The sequence below is a fragment of the Nocardia sp. AB354 genome (genome assembly GCF_049538315.1).
GTDB lineage: Bacteria > Actinomycetota > Actinomycetes > Mycobacteriales > Mycobacteriaceae > Nocardia > Nocardia nova.
In genome coordinates this window covers 13,095-32,024 of the sequence record NZ_JBMVFU010000014.1, presented here as the reverse complement: position 1 = coordinate 32,024, position 18,930 = coordinate 13,095, and the positions used below count along the sequence as shown (strand labels likewise).

15 protein-coding genes are annotated in these 18,930 nt (G+C 68.3%); 2 read left to right on the top strand and 13 right to left on the bottom strand.

Going from position 1 to position 18,930, the window contains the following annotated elements:
• Positions 1-3: 3 nt before the first annotated feature.
• The 3 genes from ACPCUW_RS20335 to ACPCUW_RS20325 form a co-directional block, all read right to left on the bottom strand.
• On the bottom strand, positions 4-3,273 hold the full coding sequence (locus ACPCUW_RS20335; RefSeq protein ID WP_423426612.1) for an arabinosyltransferase domain-containing protein: 3,270 nt from the start codon (positions 3,271-3,273) through the stop codon (positions 4-6).
• Positions 3,274-3,427: 154 nt separating this feature from the next.
• Positions 3,428-3,925 carry a hypothetical protein gene (locus tag ACPCUW_RS20330; RefSeq protein ID WP_104363133.1) on the bottom strand — a complete coding sequence of 166 codons (498 nt, stop codon included), beginning with the start codon at positions 3,923-3,925 and terminating at the stop codon, positions 3,428-3,430.
• 112 nt (positions 3,926-4,037) lie between these two features.
• The gene (locus ACPCUW_RS20325) at positions 4,038-5,366 is read right to left on the bottom strand and encodes a DNA polymerase IV (protein WP_423426611.1); all 1,329 of its coding nucleotides are present in this window, start codon (positions 5,364-5,366) and stop codon (positions 4,038-4,040) included.
• Positions 5,367-5,602: 236 nt separating this feature from the next.
• On the opposite strand from ACPCUW_RS20325, the gene ACPCUW_RS20320 reads away from it, so the two are divergent.
• Positions 5,603-6,481, top strand: coding sequence for a UTP--glucose-1-phosphate uridylyltransferase (locus ACPCUW_RS20320; RefSeq protein ID WP_063017888.1), 879 nt, complete (start codon positions 5,603-5,605; stop codon positions 6,479-6,481).
• 56 nt (positions 6,482-6,537) lie between these two features.
• On the opposite strand, the gene ACPCUW_RS20315 is transcribed toward ACPCUW_RS20320, so the two are convergent.
• On the bottom strand, positions 6,538-6,984 hold the full coding sequence (locus tag ACPCUW_RS20315; RefSeq protein WP_051755705.1) for a MarR family winged helix-turn-helix transcriptional regulator: 447 nt from the start codon (positions 6,982-6,984) through the stop codon (positions 6,538-6,540).
• Between the two features lie 54 nt (positions 6,985-7,038).
• On the opposite strand from ACPCUW_RS20315, the gene ACPCUW_RS20310 reads away from it, so the two are divergent.
• Positions 7,039-8,193, top strand: a complete 1,155-nt coding sequence (locus ACPCUW_RS20310; RefSeq protein ID WP_423426450.1) for an ABC transporter permease — start codon at positions 7,039-7,041, stop codon at positions 8,191-8,193.
• 114 nt (positions 8,194-8,307) lie between these two features.
• On the opposite strand, the gene ACPCUW_RS20305 is transcribed toward ACPCUW_RS20310, so the two are convergent.
• The 9 genes from ACPCUW_RS20305 to ftsZ all read right to left on the bottom strand — a co-directional run bounded on the left by ACPCUW_RS20305 (position 8,308) and on the right by ftsZ (position 18,763).
• On the bottom strand, positions 8,308-8,883 hold the full coding sequence (locus tag ACPCUW_RS20305) for a C40 family peptidase (protein ID WP_063017899.1): 576 nt from the start codon (positions 8,881-8,883) through the stop codon (positions 8,308-8,310).
• Between the two features lie 529 nt (positions 8,884-9,412).
• Positions 9,413-12,685 carry an isoleucine--tRNA ligase gene (ileS, locus tag ACPCUW_RS20300; protein ID WP_423426447.1) on the bottom strand — a complete coding sequence of 1,091 codons (3,273 nt, stop codon included), beginning with the start codon at positions 12,683-12,685 and terminating at the stop codon, positions 9,413-9,415.
• A gap of 316 nt (positions 12,686-13,001) precedes the next feature.
• Positions 13,002-13,202: a hypothetical protein gene (locus ACPCUW_RS20295; RefSeq protein ID WP_030514704.1), complete on the bottom strand. Its 201-nt coding sequence runs from the start codon at positions 13,200-13,202 to the stop codon at positions 13,002-13,004.
• A gap of 133 nt (positions 13,203-13,335) precedes the next feature.
• Positions 13,336-14,169, bottom strand: coding sequence for a DivIVA domain-containing protein (locus ACPCUW_RS20290; protein ID WP_030514705.1), 834 nt, complete (start codon positions 14,167-14,169; stop codon positions 13,336-13,338).
• 75 nt (positions 14,170-14,244) lie between these two features.
• Positions 14,245-14,547 carry a YggT family protein gene (locus ACPCUW_RS20285; protein ID WP_025348651.1) on the bottom strand — a complete coding sequence of 101 codons (303 nt, stop codon included), beginning with the start codon at positions 14,545-14,547 and terminating at the stop codon, positions 14,245-14,247.
• Positions 14,548-14,670: 123 nt separating this feature from the next.
• Entirely contained in the window at positions 14,671-15,474 is an 804-nt protein-coding gene (locus tag ACPCUW_RS20280; RefSeq protein ID WP_030514707.1) for a cell division protein SepF, read from the bottom strand.
• Positions 15,475-15,661: 187 nt separating this feature from the next.
• A complete protein-coding gene (locus ACPCUW_RS20275; protein WP_423426609.1) occupies positions 15,662-16,384 on the bottom strand; it encodes a YggS family pyridoxal phosphate-dependent enzyme in 723 nt (240 codons plus the stop codon).
• A gap of 44 nt (positions 16,385-16,428) precedes the next feature.
• Positions 16,429-17,154, bottom strand: coding sequence for a peptidoglycan editing factor PgeF (gene pgeF, locus ACPCUW_RS20270; RefSeq protein WP_030514709.1), 726 nt, complete (start codon positions 17,152-17,154; stop codon positions 16,429-16,431).
• A gap of 388 nt (positions 17,155-17,542) precedes the next feature.
• A complete protein-coding gene (ftsZ, locus tag ACPCUW_RS20265) occupies positions 17,543-18,763 on the bottom strand; it encodes a cell division protein FtsZ (protein ID WP_063017882.1) in 1,221 nt (406 codons plus the stop codon).
• Positions 18,764-18,930: the final 167 nt, after the last annotated feature.

Below are 18,930 nucleotides of genomic sequence, written 5' to 3'. Positions count from 1 at the left end.
GCCTCACCCCCAGGCGGTGTTGATGTGGCCCGGATTCCACATGCCGCCGTGGGTCTCCCGAGTCACCGTGGGCACCGCGACGGTCGCGGAGGTGTCGCACGGTGTCAGCCGCTGCAACTCACCCCAGTCCCGGCGCCAGTCGTCCTTCAGATACGTGGCCAGGGTCTGCGAGCTCAGCAACTGCTGGCTCCAGCCCAGCGGGCCGCCGCCGTCGTGGCTCTCCCACAGCGTGGTGTCGTGCGCGGCGGTGCGATCGGGCAGGATGCGCCAGCTCGGAACCTGTGCGATCCCGTCGCGGTGATCGTAGGGCCGCTGGCACGGGAACTGCAGTCCCACCGCCCAGTCCAGCAGCACCGGGCTGCGCGAGCCCACCATGTCCTGCAGGGTCGTGGTGCGCGGGACGCGCGGCGGCGTCAGCGCCACCCACTGGTTGGGGTCGCGGCTGCTGTCCTGGGCGACGATGCGGATCACATCGGCCTGCGGCGGAATCTGGCCGAACGGCACCCGCAGGTTGCGCCACGACGGCGTCGGCCCGATATCGACCGGGATCACCGAGCCCAGCGCATGCGCCTCGGTCGGTGAGTCGCTGGTGCCGTATTCGATCTCGACGCGCTGGCCCGGGGTGACCACGCCGTCCTTGTCGACCGAGCGAATGCGCCCGGCCGCGGTGATCGCCACGATGCCGGTGCGCTCGGCGGCCGGGGGCAACCGGTACCAGCCGGTGGTGAGTTCGGCCGGATCCTGCTCACCGGCGGTGCCCAGTTCCGGTGTGGTGGCCGAGTCCAGGCCGTACGGCAGTGGCGCACCTGCGGTTTGGGTGCCGGCCTCGCCCTGGTTCTTCCCGCTGTCGAAGGCGCTGGAGATACTGCTGCTGTTGGTCGGCTCCCCCTCCGGGGTCAGATCGCCGACCCCGTTGGGCACGAATCCGGTGGCGCCGGCGGTGAAGGTCGTCTGCGGGTCGCCGGTCAATGGCGGCAGCATCGAGGCGTTGGGATCGGTTTCGACCAGCACATCGTTGGCCAGCCCGCACGGTTTGCCCAGTACCGCATCCACATTGGAGCGGGCCAGCGAGAACGCCGGATACTGGGCAACCGCCCCCTTGGCGAACGAGGCCATCTCGAACACCACCAGCAGCGCCGCGGCCACGGTCAGCGGCGGGATCTTCGCCCATCGCCACGCCGGTCGCGAAATCCGGTGCGGGGTACCGGGTTCCGGCGCGCGCACATGCCACCATCCGGCCAGTGCCAGCAGCACCACGGCCACGGCGAGGAAGACCTTGCTCAGCCCGAAGCCGTGGACCGACGGTGGTTTGTCCCACCACGGAATGCCGTAGCTGGACACGTACCACCATTCGTTGACGCTGGTGAAGATCTGCGCCATCACCAAGGCCACCACGGCGCCGAACAGCGCCCGGTTGCGCGGCGACCGCATCACCCGCGGGCCGACCGCGACCGCAGTCAGCACCGCTACCGCACCGGCCAGTCCGGCGTACACGCCGTTGTGGTGGGTGAATTTGGTGGGTGTGGTCGCCATCAGCAGCATCGACGCGAAGGTGATGCCGAGCAGCCGGCGCGCCGGCCCGCCCGCGGTGAACGGGATCCGCCCGCCCTTGCGCAGCAGGACGAAGACACAGACGAGCAGGCCCAGCCACATCGCCACCATGCCGAAGCGTCGCCCGATCGAACCGTCGGCGGTCGGCATGAACAGCCACTGATAGTTCAGGTAATCGTTGAACCAGGGGTCGGACGGGCCGACCGCGGTGTGCACGCGGCGCATCTCGAACATCGCCGAGAGCGGCTGCACCGCGAACGCGAAGGCCAGCACCAGGGCACCGGCAGTCGCCAGCGGCGCGAGCAGGGCACCGTAGCCGTACCCCATGGCCCAGCGGGAGCGGGGTTCACCGGTCCGCGGATCGGCGGCCAGCTCGCGCGCTCGGGCACCGCCGAAGCGGAACACCGAGCGCATCCCGGCAAGCAGCGGCGCCACGCAGATCACGCCCGAGGGTGCCGCGGTGAAACTGAACGCCGCCACCACAATCGCGATCGCATACGGCAGCAGGCGCCGGGTCGCGATGGCACGTTCGACGAAACACCAGGTGAGCAGGACACAGACCGCGATCACCGGTTCCGGCCGCAGACCGTTGTTGTAGGGCAGCCAGACCGCCAGCAAGATCAGCGCGCCGGTCCACACCGCCACCCGGTCGTGGCGCACCGCCACCCCGAGGCGGGGAATCACCTCCCGGCTCAGCGCCAGCCAGGTGACCACACCGGCCAGCAGCGTCGGAATCCGCATCCACGGACTCGCGGTGCTGATCTCGGTCATATGCGCGATGATGTCGTACGGCGGTGTGCCGACCGGGTTCTCGGGCACACCGAAGAACCGGAAGTAGTTGGCCATATAACCCGACACCAGCGACGCGCGCGCCATGCCGAACTGATAGCCGTCGTCGGAGGTGGTCGAGCCGATGAAATGCCAGATCACCAGTCCGCCCAGGACCACGGCGTCGACGGCGCCGAAGCTCCACCAGCGCTGCGGCAACCAGCGCCGGATGCGACGGCCGTCGAGCCGGTCCAGGCGGAACAACGCGGCCAGCGCGATGAGGGTGAACACCACCGCCAGCACGGTCGCGATCCGCTTGATCACGGTGGGCACCACGGAGAATCGGCTGTCGACCTGGGCGGTGACGCTGGTTCCGGCGGCCCGGGTCAGGTCGCTGTACACGCCCACCAGCTGCGGTCGCCAATCACCCTGCAGCGTCACCGGTTTCGCGTCGGTGCCGGTGAAAGTTGCTGTGGTGTACGAGATTTCGGAATGCACCGTGAACGCGCAGTCGCCACCGAGCCGGTCCACCGGCACACTGGTCAGAGACTGATTGCGCAGCACCGCTTCGAACTGACCGGGCTTACCGTCGGTGCCGGGCCGCACCCGCGCGACGAAACCGTAGCGCTCCAGGTCCGGGGCGCCGGCCGGCATGGTCGCGGTCAGCGTGGAGCCCTGCGCGGGCAGCTGCGCGATCGCCGCGCACGGGACGGTGGCGTCGAAGGTCAGCGGGGCGTAGGAGACCAGCGGCGCGTCGATGCCGCGGGTCGAGCCCTGCTGCGGCCACGACAGCGTGGTGTGGTCGACCTGGACCGGCAGCAGCGGTACGGCGATGGCGCACAGGGCGCCCAGGAGGCCTGCGATCAGCGCGATCGGCTGGGCCCAGCGAGCGAGTCGTGACCGGTCGACCCGGTGTCCCTGTCCTGCCGCGGGCGTGTCGTCCGCCCTCACCATCGTGTCGGTCACGGAGGCAGATGCTAGCGCGGGGTGTCCGGGACGAGCGAAGTCGTCCGACCTTTCTCAGTCTTTGTTTAGTTTCGTTGTGACTCCGGCACGGCATAGCGCCTCGTCATCGCCCTGCCGACGACTCGGGCCGGTACGACGAGAACTACTCGCACGCGGGCGACTGCTGGCCCAGGTTCTTCAGTCCGGCGCAGGCCCAGCTCTTCTGCAGCTTCCAGCTGTTGTCCTGGGCGACGAACGGCACGTCGGCCTTGGTCGGCGCACCGCCGTTGACGGAGAAGTCCACCTTCGCGGTCAGCGTGTCGCCGCCGAGATACGCCACATCGGTGACGTTGATCTTGGCGTTGTTCTGCTGGTAGGCGTCGGTCAGCTTCTGCATCATCTCGGGGTCCTTGGCCAGGGCGTCCTGACCGTCCTCGAGCCACTGCGCCTTCTGCGCGGCCGGCACGCCCGGGTCCAGCGCCTGCGCCAACTCCGAGTTCAGATCGGCGACCGTGGGCACCGGCGGCACGTTGGCAGCCGAGGTGGCGGCCGCCTTGGTCGTGGTGGACTTGTGGCTCGAGTGCTTGTCACCGCTGCCGCAGGCCGACATGCCGAGCGCAGCCACGACTGCCAGGGTGGCGACCGCGATGCGTCCAGTCATCTGAAGCTTCAATGCTCGTCCTTTGCGTTCGAGTTGGTCTGGTTCCGTTCACGTGACAGCTCCCACCCGACCGGCGGCAGTGCACGAGTGGCCTCACGCTACCCGCCAAATTTCAACGAAGACTAAGGAGCGGATCGGCCGGGGTGAGATCGTCATCGTCGGCAGCGAACGTATACGCCGGTCCCGGCCCTGTCGAGCGGGTCTCGAATCGGACGGTGACCCGGCCGTGCCCGCTGCCCTGTACCCAGCCGTGGCCATACCGGGGATGGCCGACATCGCGTCCGGGATACCAGAACTCGGTGGTGTAGGAACGCGTCGGCGGCGGCACCACCGGCTCGGCCGCCGGCGCCGACGCGGCGATCGGCTCTTCGAAGATCGCGGCGCCCACCGCACCGGTGTCGCGGTCCAGCTCGGGGAACAGTGATTCCTGCCGCACCGCGGACAAACCGCCGAATCCCACGCCCACCAACCGGATCGAGCCCAGTTCGACGGGATCGATGGCCGAGCGCTGAGCCGCGGCGGTGAGCGTGGCCGGATCGGTGGTGGCATAGGGCAACGTGAGCGAACGCGTCACGATGCTCATATCGCCCTTCTTCAATTTCAGGACCACCGTCCGGGCCGCGCGGCCGTCGCGCAGCAGCCGCCGGTGTGCGGCCTGGGCCATCGCCTCGATCGCCGGGCGCAGCTGCGCCAGCGTGACGATGTCGGTCTCGTAGGTGGTTTCGGCGCTGATCTGTTTGGCCTCGGCCCGCTCGGCGACGGGTCGTTCGTCGATCCCGCGGGCGAGCCGATGCAGCGCCGCGCCGACACTGCCGCCCAGCAGCGAGACCGCCTCCGGCTCGGGCAGCGCCGCGAACGCACCGACGGTTTCGATGCCCACCGAACGCAGCCGATGTTCGGCCACCGGCCCGATACCCCACAGTTTGCGCACCGGCAGCCCGGCCAGCAGCGCCTGCTGTTCGGCCGGTGAAATCACCCGCACCCCATCGGGTTTCGCGAGTCCCGAGGCGATCTTGGCCAGTTGTTTGCCGGTGCCGGCGCCGACCGAGGCCACCAGTCCGGTTCGCTCCCGCACCGATTGCCGCACCTGCTCACAGAATTCGCGCACCCGCCGGACATCGGCGCCGGCGAGTTCGGCGGGTTCACCGAACGCCTCGTCGAACGACAGCGTCTCGAGCACCGGAATCCACGACCGCAGGGTTTCGAAGACCTGCCCGCTGACTTCGCCGTAGACCACCCCGCGCGGCGGGATCACCACGGCGGTGACGCCGACCAGCCGGCGCGCCTGATGCATGGGCATCGCCGACCGGGCGCCGAAGACCCGCGCCTCGTAGCTGGCGCCCGCGACCACGCCGCGGCCGCCCATCCCGCCCACGAGTACGGGCCGGCCGCGCAGCGTCGGGCGGGTCAGCTGTTCGACCGAGGCGAAGAAGGCGTCCATATCGATGTGCAGCACCCAGCGGCGCGCCGCGACCGTGTCGGCGCCGAAATTGCTGTCGGATTCCTGTGCGTGCAGATGCACGGCCGACCCACCCCCGGCACCCGTACCGACCCCGGCGGATGCGCGCTGACCAGGCACGAGACCGCTGGTAGCCGCATCGGGGGCAGAGTGCATACCCGGAAATCTACGCGTGGGGACCGACATATCCGGCGGCGGAAGTGTGTGATGATCGGTTCATGACCATCCGCAAGGCAGTGATCCCAGCCGCCGGCATCGGCTCCCGCCTGCTGCCGCTGACCAAGGCCATCCCCAAGGAGATGCTGCCGGTCGGCGACAAACCGGTGATCGAGCACACTGTGCGGGAGCTGGTAGCCTCCGGCATCACCGATATCACGATCGTGGTGAGCGGCGGGAAGTCCCTGATCCAGGACCATTTCCGTCCCAATCCGGCATTGGTGGCGCAGCTGCGCGCCGACGGCAAGTCCGCCTATGCCGACGCCGTGGAAGAGGTCGGCGAACTCGGCCGGCTCGGCCACATCACCTATCTGGACCAGCACGGTCCCTACGGCAACGGCACCCCGGTGCTCAACGCCGCCCGCACGCTGGGCGACGAGCCGATGCTGGTGCTGTGGCCCGACGACGTCTTCGTCGCCGAGGTGCCGCGGGCGCAGCAGCTCATCGACGCCTACAACAAGACCGGTTCGCCGGTGCTGGCGCTGATGCCGATGGATCCGGCCGACTCCCAGCGCTACGGCGTGCCGGTGGTCGAGGATTCCTTCGAGCCCGGCCTGATGCGCATCAGCGGGCTGCGGGAGAAGCCGAAGCCGGAGGACGCGCCCTCGGCCTACGCCGCGATCGGCGGATACGTCGTGACCCCCGGCATCGTCGACGAACTGCGCAAGCAGGTCGACAAGTGGTACACCCACCGCACCGGCGAGGTGTACCTGACCGACGCGATCAACGTGTTCGCCGCCTCGAACCCGGTCTACGGACAGGTGATTCGCGGCCGCTGGTACGACACGGGCAATCCGGCGGACTATCTGGTCGCCCAGTTCGCCTCCGCGCTCAGCCATCCCCAGTACGGGCCGCTGCTGCGCGAGCTGTGCAAAGAGTGACCAGCACGGTGTAACGACCCGCCCCTCCGGGGACGGGCGCGGGGGAAGTGCGGCGTTCAGCCGCCGTCGGCGGCGTTGTAGCGCTCCAGATAGGCGGCGAGCTGGGCAACGTCGCGATCGTCCCAGTCGCGGAAGCGCTCGTTCACCGCGGCACTGCGCGCGCGTTCGGAGTCGGCCGCGACGCGCCTGCCGTCGGGCGTGGCGTGCAGGACGTGATTGCGGCGGTTGGCCGGGTCGACCTCCTTGACCAGGTAGCCCTGCTTCTCCAGCGCCGCCACCTGCCTGCTCATCGTGGATTTGTCGAGCACGAAGTAGTCGGCCAGTTCGGCGGCCAGGCAGCCGTCGCGCGCGATCACCAGATCGAGAATGCTGTAGGCCACCAGCGGCAGCTCCGGATGCAGTTCCGCGGCGCGACCACGGGCGCGACGGGCGAACGCGGTGAGCTCACGCTGAATTGTCTGAATCGCCACAGTGCGCGACGGGTATGGCTGCGACCCCTTCATGGTTGTATAGTACAACAAACAATAGTTGTATTTACCAACCTTTGGAGTGCGAACATGCCCCTGCACCAGCTACGGCACATGGCCGGACATCTGCTGACCCCGTTGCTCATGTGCCTGGGCATGGGCCTGGCCTATCTGGGCGCCTTCCACCAGCCCGAGCCCAACCACGTGCAGGTCGCGATCGTCGGCGACAGCCCCGAGGTCAAGGTGATGGCCCAGACGCTGAAGGACCGGGCCGGGGACGCGCTCGAGGTCGTCACGCTCGCCGACCGCGCCGATGCCGTCGACCGGCTGCGGCATCGGGATCTGGCCGGCGCCTTCGTCCCGGATGCGCAATCACCCGAACTGCTTGTCGCCAAGGCGAATTCGGACACCACCGCCATGGCCGTCGAGACCGTGTTCGGCGCCGTGACCGCCCAGCAGAATCTGCCGCTGCGCACGATCGACGTCGCGCCCACCGCCTCGGGCGACCCGACCGGACAGGGCCTGTTCTTCGTGCTCGTCGCGCTCAGTATCGGCGCCTACGGCAGCGTCGCCGCGATCAGCGTCGCCGGAGCGGGCACGCGCATGGCCGTGCGGGCGCTCACCGCGGTGGCCACCTCGTTCGTCGTGAGTGTGATCGGCATCGTGCTCGCCGGACCGGTCTTCCACGTCGTCGACCACGACTACGCCTCGATCTGGGCGATGGGCTGGCTGTACGCCGCGGGCATCCTCTTCATCGGCATCGGCCTGCACCCGTTCCTGAAGCGCTGGACCACGCTCGCGGTGATGGTGCTGTTCGTGATGCTGAACTTCACCACCTCCGGCGGCATCTACCGACCCGAACTGCAGAACGGCTTCTTCGGCGCCCTGCATTCGTTCTGGAACGGCGCGGGCTTCGTCGAGGGCGCCCGCAGCCTGCTGTACTTCGACGGCAACGGCGGCCTCGGCGGCCGGATCGCGAGCCTGGCGCTGTGGTTCGCGGCCGGTGTGGTGCTGGTGCTGGTCGGCGGCGTCTACGAACGCCGCCGCGACGCGCAGTCCACGGCACATGGTCCGGCGCACGCGGCCACGCCCGGCGCCGCGCACTCCGCCGTCCCGGTCACCAGCGGAATGCCTGTCGAAGCACACCGCCCCGGTACATCGATGCCCGAGAACGCCGCAGGCCGCGGAGACATCGACGAGGACTCCGACGCCGAGGAGGAGATCGAACAGGCGGTGGGCGTCTGAGCTCCCGTCCCTCCGAGCGGATCGGCAGATCGCGATTCGGGACGCACGCACACCGCCGAGTAGTCGGCGAGTGTCCGGACTGCGGCGCGAGATCCCGCAACCCGGACACTCGGCTCAGAAGAAGCGCCGGATCGCGTAGATGTCGAATTCGCTCAGCGGCGTCAGTCCGATCGGCACGCCGGGCCCGTAGGCGTTGAGCAGCATGCCGCCGCCGGCGTAGATGCCCTCGTGCGAGCCGTCGGTATTCACGATGACCACATCGCCGGGCATCATCGCGCCGACCGGCACGGCGCTGCCGGCGGTGGCCTGCTCCCAGGTGGTGCGCGGCAGCATGATGCCGACCTGCCGGAACGCCCACTGCACCAGCCCGGAGCAGTCGTAGGCGTTGGGCCCGGTCCCGCCCCATTCGTAGGGCTTGCCCGCCTGCGAACCGGCGATGCTCAGGGCGATCGACGCCCGCGGGCTGGGCAGCGGTAGCGCCGCCGAACCGCTGGCGCTACCGGAGCCTGATCCGCTCCCCGACCCGGAACTGCTCCCGGAATCGCCGGAGAGGGAGGAACTGCCGGTGTCGGCGGGTGCGGCGGTGGCCGGACCCGCCCAGATCGATACGGAGACGGCCGCGGCGATCGCGGCCAGGAGATAGCGGGTGGATCTGCGGCGCGAGGATCCGCGCACGGATGACGGTGCCATGTGCTCGCCCTTCATTACATGTAGCCACCACGGCACGCCGACCGGCGATTACACAGCACACAGCATGGACTTGGGATGGCCGCTTCCCCACGGGCATCTCAGCCGGTCAACTACCTGGTAGTGCAGTTTTCAGCGGGGGTCGATCCGGGAAAAACACCTAAGCTCAACTAAAGAGTGACGGTTGCTGTGACATAGCTGTTTTAGCGCAAGTCACATGCACACCACAAGTGCCAATCCGCAACCGTGATCCGCTCCGGCCTCACAGGACACACCCCAGGTCATACCGGGAATCGGCGTATCGCCCACCCCGCTCGCACCTGTCGCCGCCCGCCACGGCCATGTGTAACCCCCGTCTAGCTGGGTATACGTGGGACCGACCCCGACCTGACAGCGGACGCGACCTGCCCACGCGGCTCATCGATCTCGCACCCGCCCTTTCCCCTAGGCGGGCAGAAATTCGCAGCGCGGTAGCGAACGAGCCCGGTCCGCCAGAAGCGGACCGGGCTCGTTTCGCGACTCGCGCGCGTACTCAGGCCTTGGCGATCGCCGCGCGTACACCACCGACCACGTCGGCAGCCCCGGCGCCCGCCGCGCCGAAATCGAGTGCGGTGGCGAGGATCTCTCCGGCGATGAGGTCACGGTGGGTCCGCGCCCACTCCGCACGCTCCTGCGGCACCTCCAGGACCACGGTGATGCGGTCGGAGACGTCGAGGCCCAGCGACTTGCGGGTCTCCTGCAGGTCGCGGATCAGGTCACGGGCCCAGCCCTCGGCCTCGAGTTCCTCGGTGACCTCCGAATTCAGCACCACCAGGCCGGCATTGCCGGGCAGAGCGGCGGTGGATTCGGGTTCGGCCGCCACCAGGCGCTGGGTGTACTCCTCGGGCAGCAGCGCGATGCCGTCGTCGTGGCCGGGGACCAGCGCCTTGACCACACCGTCGTCCTCGCGCCACTGTCCGGACTTCACCGCCTTGATCACGTGCTGGACGTCCTTGCCCAGCCGCGGACCGGCGGCGCGGGCGTTGACGACCAGTTCGAACCGGCCGTGGGCGGCCACATCGGTGGTCAGGTCCACCTTCTTGACGTTGACCTCGTCGGCCACGAGATCGGCGAACGGACGCAGCCGCTCGGCATCGGGCGCGGCGATGGTGACCTCGGACAGCGGCAGCCGCACCCGCAGGTTCTGCGCTTTGCGCAGGCTCAGCACCGTCGAGCACACCGACCGCACCTCGTCCATCGCCGACACCAGTTCCGGATCGCGTGGCAGTTCGGTCTCGCCCGGCCAGTCGGTCAGATGTACCGACCGCTCCCCCGTCAGCCCACGCCAGATCACCTCGGTGATCAGCGGCAGCAGCGGGGCGGCCAGCCGGCAGGTGACCTCCAGCACGGTGTGCAGGGTGTCGATGGCGTCGCGGTCCTCCTCCCAGAACCGCGAACGAGACCGGCGCACATACCAATTGGTGAGCGCGTCGGCGAACGAACGCAGTTCGTCGCAGGCGGCGGCGATGTCGTAGACCTCGAGCGCCTCGGTCATCACATCGCGGGCCGCGGCCAGTTTGGCCAGGATGTAGCGATCCAGCACATGCGCCGAATCCGTCCGCCACACACCGGGTTTCGAGGCGTAGAGCTGCAGGAACGTCCACGCGTTCCACAGCGGCCGCAGCGCATGGCTCACGCCTTCGCGGATGCCGCGCTCGGTGACGATCAGGTTGCCGCCACGCAGCACCGGCGACGCCATGAGGAACCACCGCATGGCATCGGAGCCGTCGCGGTCGAACACCTCGTTGACGTCGGGGTAGTTGCCCTTGGACTTGGACATCTTCAATCCGTCGTCGCCGAGCACGATGCCGTGCGCCACAACGGATTTGAACGCCGGCCGGTCGAACAGCGCGGTCGAGAGCACGTGCAGGTTGTAGAACCACCCGCGCGTCTGCCCGTTGTACTCGACGATGAAGTCACCCGGGCTGTGCGCCGGGCGATCGGGCGTGCCCTCGAACCATTCCTTGTTCTCGAACGGGTAGTGCACCTGCGCGTAGGGCATCGACCCCGACTCGAACCAGCAGTCGAGCACCTCGGGTGTGCGCCGCATCATCGACTTCCCCGTGGGGTCGTCGGGGTTCGGGCGCACCAGCTCGTCGATGCCCGGCCGGTGCAGATCCGCCGGGCGCACGCCGAAGTCGCGTTCCAGCTCGTCCAGTGAGCCGTACACGTCGACCCGCGGGTAGGCCGGATCGTCGGAGATCCACACCGGGATCGGCGCACCCCAGTACCGGTTGCGGCTGATGTTCCAGTCGCGCGCGTTCTCGAGCCACTTGCCGAACTGGCCGTCGCGGATGTGCTCGGGCACCCAGGTGATCTGCTGGTTCAGCTCCACCATGCGGTCGCGGAACTTCGTGACCGCCACGAACCACGAGGGCACCGCCATGTAGATCAGCGGCTGACCCGATCGCCAGCTGTGCGGGTAGGAGTGTTCGATCGTCTCGTGCCGCAACAGCTTTCCGGCGGCCTTGAGGTCCTTGATGATGACCGGATTCGCGTCGAACACCATCAGGCCCTCGTACGGCGGCACCATCGAGGTGAACTTGCCGCCGGCGTCGAGCGGCTGCACGACCTCGATCCCGTTGGCGGAGGCGACGTCCATGTCCTCCTCACCGAACGCGGGCGCCAGATGCACCACGCCGGTTCCGGAGTCGGTGGTCACGTAGTCGGCGTTCAGCACGCGGTGGGCGTGGGGGTGGCCGAGGAAGAAGTCGAACGGCGGACGATAGCGCAGGCCTGCCAGCGCCGCGCCCGAGTGCTCCGAGAGCACCTCGAGTCCGTCGTCGGCGGTGCCGAGTTCCCGGGCGTAGTGCGAGACCCGCTCGGTGGCCAGCACGTAGCGCTTACCGTCCTTGCCGCGTACGTGGGCATAGGTGATGTCGGGGTGGACCGCGATCGCCAGGTTCGACGGCAGCGTCCACGGCGTGGTGGTCCAGATCAGCGCGTTGGCGCCGTCGAGCTCGTGCAGCGGATGATCGGCCGCGACCTCGAGCAGCATGTCGACGGTGACCGCCGGATCTTGGCGCATCCGGTAGGCGTCGTCGAGGCGCGCCTCCTGGTTCGACAGCGGCGTCTGCTCGTACCAGCTGTAGGGCAGCACCCGGAAGCCTTGGTAGACAAGACCTTTGTCGTACAGCGACTTGAACGCCCACATCACCGACTCCATGAAGTCGAGATCGAGGGTCTTGTAGTCGTTGTCGAAGTCGACCCACCGCGCTTGGCGTGTCACATAGTCACGCCACTCATTGGTGTAACGAAGCACAGAGGATTTGCACGCGGCATTGAATTCCGCGAGGCCCATCGCATCGATCTGTGATTTGTCCGTGATACCGAGTTGCTTCTCCGCTTCGATTTCCGCGGGCAATCCGTGCGTGTCCCAACCGAAGCGCCGCTCCACGCGCTTACCGCGCATCGTCTGGAACCGCGGAACCAAATCCTTCACATATCCGGTGAGCAGATGTCCGTAATGTGGCAAACCGTTGGCGAACGGCGGCCCGTCGTAGAAGACGAACTCGTCGCACCCCTCGGCGGTAGCGACGGGCCCGGAGGCGGCAGCCTGCGTAACCACGGAGGGCCCCGCGGACGCCGGCGAAGACACTGCGCGGTTGTCGATGCTGGCACGGAAGGTGTCGTCGGCGGCCCAGTAGTCCAGCACCCGGCGCTCGAGCTCCGGGAACGACACGCTCGCGCCCTGCCGCGAGCCGGCATCCGCGGCGGTGAAGTCGACGCGGGGATAGGCGTTGCGGGTGGATGTCTCGTCCGCCATGGCGGCTGTGGTCTCCCTCGTGCCAGTGCGCTCGTTCGGCGCAGTCGGTGGGCACGGGGACGACGTCGGCGCCTGTGCGCCGCTGCCGCGGTACCACCCCGCTTGTCCGGCCGGATGTTCCGGCGGGCGGACCTCTCGTTGCGAGCTGTGACGGGCTCACCCGTTCGGTTCTACTGGGCGCCGGTGGGCGCCGTTCTTCCGAAGGCTCCCCGGTGATGGCCGGATCACTGCCGATCTACAGGTTTGATTGTAGCCAGTGCGGGCAACGTTATTTCCGTGCCCTGCTCCCCACCCCGTTCACCGCACCCGTGCCCGCTCAGCGTTTGGCATGACGGCCGGGACGCGATTGCGGGCCGTCCTCGGGCTCACGCATGGCCAGCGCGCTGACCAGCAGCAGGATCGCACCGATCACGCAGACGACGATGCAACCCCACGCCCAGATCACCGATCCGGTCGTCAACGCCGTCACCAACAGGGCGAAGCCGATCGCGGCCAGGACGAGCGTCAGAACGAGCATGGTCACCCCCTAGGCGGGCAGGGCGGGCCGCAGCGCCCCCGAGGGGCCGGGCGGCTCGGCAGAACTACGACCACACAGCGGCATGCGACGCCGGACCCCGCGTATCGGCGGGGTGGCGGGCACCCGGGACGAGCTATTTGCCACCCTTGGCGTACGACGCCGGACCGTGGCTGTTCGATACCGCCTCGAAGGCCTCGCCACCGTCGACCGGAACGGCCGAACCGCGGTTCTCCAGCTCCTCGAGCTGCGATTCCAGGTAGGACTTCAGGCGCACCCGGTACTCGCGCTCGAAGGTCTTCAGCTGCTCGATGCGGCTCTCCAGCACGCTGCGCTGCTGGGTGATGGTGGCCATGATCTCGGTGTGCTTGCGCTCGGCGTCGGCCTGCAGGGCGTCGGCCTTCTCCTTGGCCTGGCGCAGCTGGCTGTCGGACCGGGTCTGCGCGTCCGACAGCAGCGAATCGGCCTTCTGCCGCGCCTCGCCGACCATCGCGTCCGAGCGGGTCTGCGCTTCGCTGACCATTCGCTCGGAATTCGCCCGGGCGTTGGAGAGCAGCTGTTCGGCCTCGGCCTTCGCGTCGGTGGTGAGCCGGTCGGCCATTTCCTGCGCCAGGCTCAGCACCTTCGCGGCCTGCAGGTTCGCATCCGCGGCGGAGTTGTCCTTGGGAGCCACCGGCGCGGCGGCCTGCACCGGCATCGGCGGCGCGACGGGCGCGGGCTTCGGCGGTTCCGGTTGCGGCGGCGCGGGTTTCACCGCCTGCGGCGCGGGACGCGACTTCTTGGCATCCGCCAATTCGGCATCCAGCTCAGCAACCCGCTGGCGCAGGTCCGCATTCTCCTCGATGAGGCGCGAGAGCTCCTGTTCGACCAAGTCGAGGAAGGCGTCGACTTCATCCTCGTTGTAGCCGCGCTTCCCGATCGGCGGTTTGCTGAACGCGACGTTGTGCACATCGGCTGGAGTCAGCGGCATGGAAGGATCCCTTCGCGCTTCGTACGGAGATCTAGCGTAGATCTTCTAGCAAGCTCTTCTTCTCGGCCCATTCTGTCACACCGGAGCTATCGGCTGCCCGAGCCTGCTGACGATGGACATCAGAATGAACACGATGAAAAGCAGGACCATAATCGACAGATCCAGTCGAATTCCCCCCAAGTTCACGGGAGGTATCAGGCGCCTCAACAGTTTCACCGGCGGATCGGTGATCGTGAAGATCGCCTCCAGAACGACGGCGACGAACCCCCGCGGATGCCAGTCGCGCGCAAAGCTGCGGATGAACTCGACGATCACTCGGCTGATCAGCAACAGCCAGAAGAGGAACAGGAGTACATACAGCACCTGAAACAAGGCCACCTGTCCACTTTGCCTCAGATTCGGTGTCCTGCAAACTCCCCGCGCCGTGCATCCGGCGTCCTTTCCCCCCACGCGGCTCACCCGACCGGGGCCGCCGCCGCGCCGCGGCACCCGGTTCGGGGTTTATTTCTGGTTGTAGAAGCCGTTTTCGGCGATGCGCCGGCGCTCCTCGGCCGATACATCGACATCCGACGGTGAGAGCAGGAACACCTTGGTGGCCACCTTGTCGAACGAACCACGCAGCGCGAACGCCAATCCGGCGGCGAAATCCACCAAGCGGCGCGCGTCGGCGTTGCTCATTTCGACCAGGTCCATGATCACGGGCGTACCGTCACGGAAACGCTCGCCGATGATCGCGGCCTCGGCATAGGTGCGCGGACGCAGTGTCGTGATCTTGGACAACGGACCTCCGTCCTCGAAGACGGGGGCGCGGCGCGGAGCCGGCTCGAACCGGGCGCGCTCCTCCATCCGCCGCTCTTCCATCCGCCGTTCGGCCTCGGGATCGACCGCCAGCGCACCGTGCGTGGTGCCACGCACCATCGGAGTGCCACCGCCGAGCCCGCGCGAGCGGCCCGAAGGTGCGGATTCGATCCGGGTCGGGCGGCGCAGGGGCTCGTAACGGTCGTCGGAATAGGACTCGTCGGCGAACTCCGAGCGGCGCGGCACCGTGTAGCCGGGCTGATAGGGCGCCTTGTAGGCCGGCTCCGGGTAGCCCGGATCGTCGGCGAAGCGGTCGTCGCCGAAACGCGAGCGCCCGGCGTCGTACGGATCGTCGTCGAAACGCGAGCGGCGCACACCGCGGTCGTCCGCACCCAGCGGACCACGGTCGTCGATACCCCGAGGGCCACGGTCGTCGACGTAGTCGTCTTCGTATTCCTCGAGCGGGACCATGCCGAAGTAGGCCTTGAACCTGTGCAGCGTACTCATGCTCCCACCTCACTAACGCTGGGCTCCAGCACGAGCATGCTCGTGGCTGCGCTGATGTCTCGCTCGCTACGCTCGCTCATCCTGGTCGACCTTCCTACGGCCCCGACTGACCTGGGGTGTTGAAGTCCTGCTCAGACCTCGTCAGCCCCAAGCATATGTTTCGAATGTGACTGATGAGGTTTCTTTGCTACTGCGAGGTTATCGGTCGCGCGCCCATCAGAGCAGTACCGACACGCACGCAGGTAGACCCGTGTCGAATGGCGGCCTCGAGGTCGCCCGACATGCCCGCCGACAACTCGGTCGCGCCCGGATGCGCGGCCAGCAGCGTGCGATGCAGACCGGCCAGTTCGGCGAAGGCCGGATCCGGGTCGGCGCCCAGCGGCGGAATCGCCATCAGGCCCGCGAGCTGCAGATTCTCGGATTTCGCGACCTGATCGGCGAGCGCCCGGAGATCATCCGGGACAACGCCGCCGCGCGCCGGATCGCGATCCAGGCTCACCTGCAGTAGCACACGCAGCGGATCCGCGCGCGCTCCGTCCGCACGCGCGGCCGCCGTGGCGGTGTCAAGGGCCCTCACCAGACGCTCCGAATCCACCGAGTGCACCGTATCGGCCCAGCGCACAACCGATTTCGCCTTGTTGCGCTGCAATCGGCCGATCATATGCCAGCGCATCTGCGCCAGATGGCCTAATGAGGCCACCTTGGCGGAGGCCTCCTGCTCCCGCGATTCGCCGAATTCCCGCCGGCCGAGCCGATACAGGATCTCCACGTCGGAGGCCGGGAAGTATTTGGTCACCGGCAGCAACCGGACGGTGGCCCGATCGCGCCCGGCGGCGCGGCACGCGGCATCGATGCGATCTTCCAGGCGTGCGAGAGCGGCGGCGAGCTCGGCCTCCCGAGACTGTGGCATCCCCGGCCCGGATTCTGTTGTGCCGACCTCGGATTCGGCGTGATTCACCGCTCCCCCTCCATCCAGATCACCCCGGCGATGCGGCCGGTGGGCGCGCCGCGGCGGTGGCTGAACAGGGTTTCGTCGGTGATGGTGGAGCGCGGATCGACCGCGACCGCGCCGACCCCGGCCGCTTCCAGCTGACGGCGGATGCCGGCTCGCAGGTCCAGCCCGGGCGTACCGCGCCGGGTCGTGGTGGCGCTGCCGGGCAGATGGGCCTCCACATCGTCGCGCATGGCGGCGGGCACCTCGTAGTCCTCGCCGCCGGCGGCCGGTCCCAGGAAGGCGCCGATGCGGTGCGGCTGGGCGCCGACCGACATCATCGCCTCGAGGACCTTCGGCACGATGCCGATGCGGGCGCCGACGCGTCCGGCGTGCACGGCCGCGATCACACCGGCCTCGTCGTCGGACAGCAGCAAGGGGACACAGTCGGCGGTGAGGACCACCAGCGCGAGATTCGGCACGGTGGTGACGAGCGCGTCGGTCACCGGAACCGGTTCGGCGCGCGGGCCGTCGACGATCTCGACGTTGCGGCTGTGCACCTGCTCCATCCAGACCAGGCGGCCGGGCGGCAGGCCGATGCCCTCCGCGAGTCGAATCCTGTTGCGGCGCACGGCTTCCGGATCGTCGCCGACGTGGTCGCCCAGGTTGAACGAGTCGTAGGGCGCCACCGAGAACCCACCGGCCCGCGTGGTCGTCACCCGTCGCGTCCGAACCGAAGCCTGTGTCATATCTCCGAGATTAATAGGCCGCGCCGGTTCGGAGTCGAGCCCGCCGCCGAGTGATCCGGAACGGATGTGGCGAGGCGACGGAACGGGGCACAGCGCGAGCATGACCGCCGAAGTACCCACGGCGTGCGAGTTCATGCACACGACAGTGCCGCCACACGAGATCGCCGCGTTCACCACCGCCGGGTGGGACGGCTCCCCTCGCGGTGTCCGGTATCACACGTCGTCGCCCCGGGACATCGACGGCGACACCCGACGACCCACACCAGACCCTGCCCGGTGCCGGACCACCGGAATTTCCGTGGCACACAGGGTTTCGATCGGCCTCCACGGGCCGGAAACGCCGCTGCCCCCTCCGAAACGTCGGAGGGGGCAGCGAGATCGGCGTCTGCTACCGGCGCATGAAATCGGGGACGTCGACGTCGTCGGTGTCCTCGTCCGGCATCTGAATGTGTGAGCGGCTGTTGTGCGCGATGGTCGGTTCGGCGACCGGGCGCGGTTCGTAGGACGGGGCCGGGCCACGCGCAGGCGTCGGGTCGGCCGTGCGCTCGGGCTCCGGCTGGCGGGTGCTGCCGAACTCGCGGCGGGTAGTGGACTGGCCGATGTCTCCGGCTCGGCCCGCGCCGATATTCGTTCTGCCCGCCGGTTCGATGCGCCGGGCCGGGGTGCCCCCGTCGAAGCCGGCGGCGATCACCGTGACCCGGACCTCGTCGCCGAGCGAATCGTCGATCACCGTGCCGAAGATGATGTTGGCCTCGATGTGCGCGGCCTCCTGCACCAGCGAGGCGGCCTCGTTGATCTCGAACAGACCGAGGTCCGATCCACCCGCGATCGACAGCAGCACGCCGTGCGCACCGTCCATCGACGCCTCCAGCAGCGGCGAATTGATCGCCGCCTCCGCGGCTTTCACGGATCGTCCCTCGCCGCGCGAGGAGCCGATGCCCATCAGGGCCGAACCGGCGCCGGACATGACGCTCTTGACGTCGGCGAAGTCGACGTTGATCAGACCCGGGGTGGTGATCAGATCGGTGATGCCCTGAACACCGTTGAGCAGCACCTCGTCGGCGGAGCGGAAGGCGTCCATCAGGCTCACCGCCGCGTCGCCGAGCTGGAGCAGCCGGTCGTTCGGGATCACGATGAGGGTGTCGCAGGATTCGCGCAGTGCCTGGATACCGGCCTCGGCCTGGTTGCTGCGCCGCTTGCCCTCGAAGGAGAACGGCCGCGTCACCACACCTATGGTCAGGGCGCCCAGCTTGCGGGCGATCGAGGCCACCACGGGCGCGCCACCGGTACCGGTGCCGCCACCCTCGCCGGCCGTCACGAAGACCATGTCGGCACCCTTGAGCACCTCTTCGATCTCGTCCTTGTGGTCCTCGGCGGCCTTGCGGCCCACCTCGGGATCCGCGCCGGCGCCGAGACCGCGGGTGAGTTCGCGGCCGACGTCGAGTTTGACGTCCGCATCACTCATCAGCAGTGCCTGCGCGTCGGTGTTGACGGCGATGAACTCGACTCCCTTGAGTCCCTGTTCGATCATCCGGTTGACGGCGTTCACGCCGCCGCCGCCGATACCGACGACCTTGATCACTGCAAGGTAGTTGTGCGGGGGCGTCATGGGCTCTCGCCTTCCTTCGATCCAAAGCCTGTCGTTTTCGGATTCTCGGCAGAGCGCCGATTCGAGGTCCCCGGTCCGCCCGGGGTTTCACTCGAACAAACCCTAAACCTGAACCATAGGGTTGGCGTTATGTCAAGTATCCGACTGGTGCGGAACGCTATTCGCAC

Coding starts and splice junctions, on each gene's coding strand:
- ACPCUW_RS20275 (WP_423426609.1), bottom strand. CDS start 16,384: ATGCCACAGTCTCGGGAGGCCGAGCTCGCCGCCGCTCTCGCACGCCTG.
- ACPCUW_RS20290 (WP_030514705.1), bottom strand. CDS start 14,169: ATGCCGCTGACTCCAGCCGATGTGCACAACGTCGCGTTCAGCAAACCG.
- ACPCUW_RS20295 (WP_030514704.1), bottom strand. CDS start 13,202: ATGCTCGTTCTGACGCTCGTCCTGGCCGCGATCGGCTTCGCCCTGTTG.
- ACPCUW_RS20330 (WP_104363133.1), bottom strand. CDS start 3,925: ATGACTGGACGCATCGCGGTCGCCACCCTGGCAGTCGTGGCTGCGCTC.
- ACPCUW_RS20280 (WP_030514707.1), bottom strand. CDS start 15,474: ATGAGTACGCTGCACAGGTTCAAGGCCTACTTCGGCATGGTCCCGCTC.
- ACPCUW_RS20320 (WP_063017888.1), top strand. CDS start 5,603: ATGACCATCCGCAAGGCAGTGATCCCAGCCGCCGGCATCGGCTCCCGC.
- ACPCUW_RS20305 (WP_063017899.1), bottom strand. CDS start 8,883: ATGGCACCGTCATCCGTGCGCGGATCCTCGCGCCGCAGATCCACCCGC.
- ftsZ (WP_063017882.1), bottom strand. CDS start 18,763: ATGACGCCCCCGCACAACTACCTTGCAGTGATCAAGGTCGTCGGTATC.
- pgeF (WP_030514709.1), bottom strand. CDS start 17,154: ATGACACAGGCTTCGGTTCGGACGCGACGGGTGACGACCACGCGGGCC.
- ACPCUW_RS20335 (WP_423426612.1), bottom strand. CDS start 3,273: ATGGTGAGGGCGGACGACACGCCCGCGGCAGGACAGGGACACCGGGTC.
- ACPCUW_RS20315 (WP_051755705.1), bottom strand. CDS start 6,984: ATGAAGGGGTCGCAGCCATACCCGTCGCGCACTGTGGCGATTCAGACA.
- ACPCUW_RS20325 (WP_423426611.1), bottom strand. CDS start 5,366: ATGGACGCCTTCTTCGCCTCGGTCGAACAGCTGACCCGCCCGACGCTG.
- ileS (WP_423426447.1), bottom strand. CDS start 12,685: ATGGCGGACGAGACATCCACCCGCAACGCCTATCCCCGCGTCGACTTC.
- ACPCUW_RS20310 (WP_423426450.1), top strand. CDS start 7,039: ATGCCCCTGCACCAGCTACGGCACATGGCCGGACATCTGCTGACCCCG.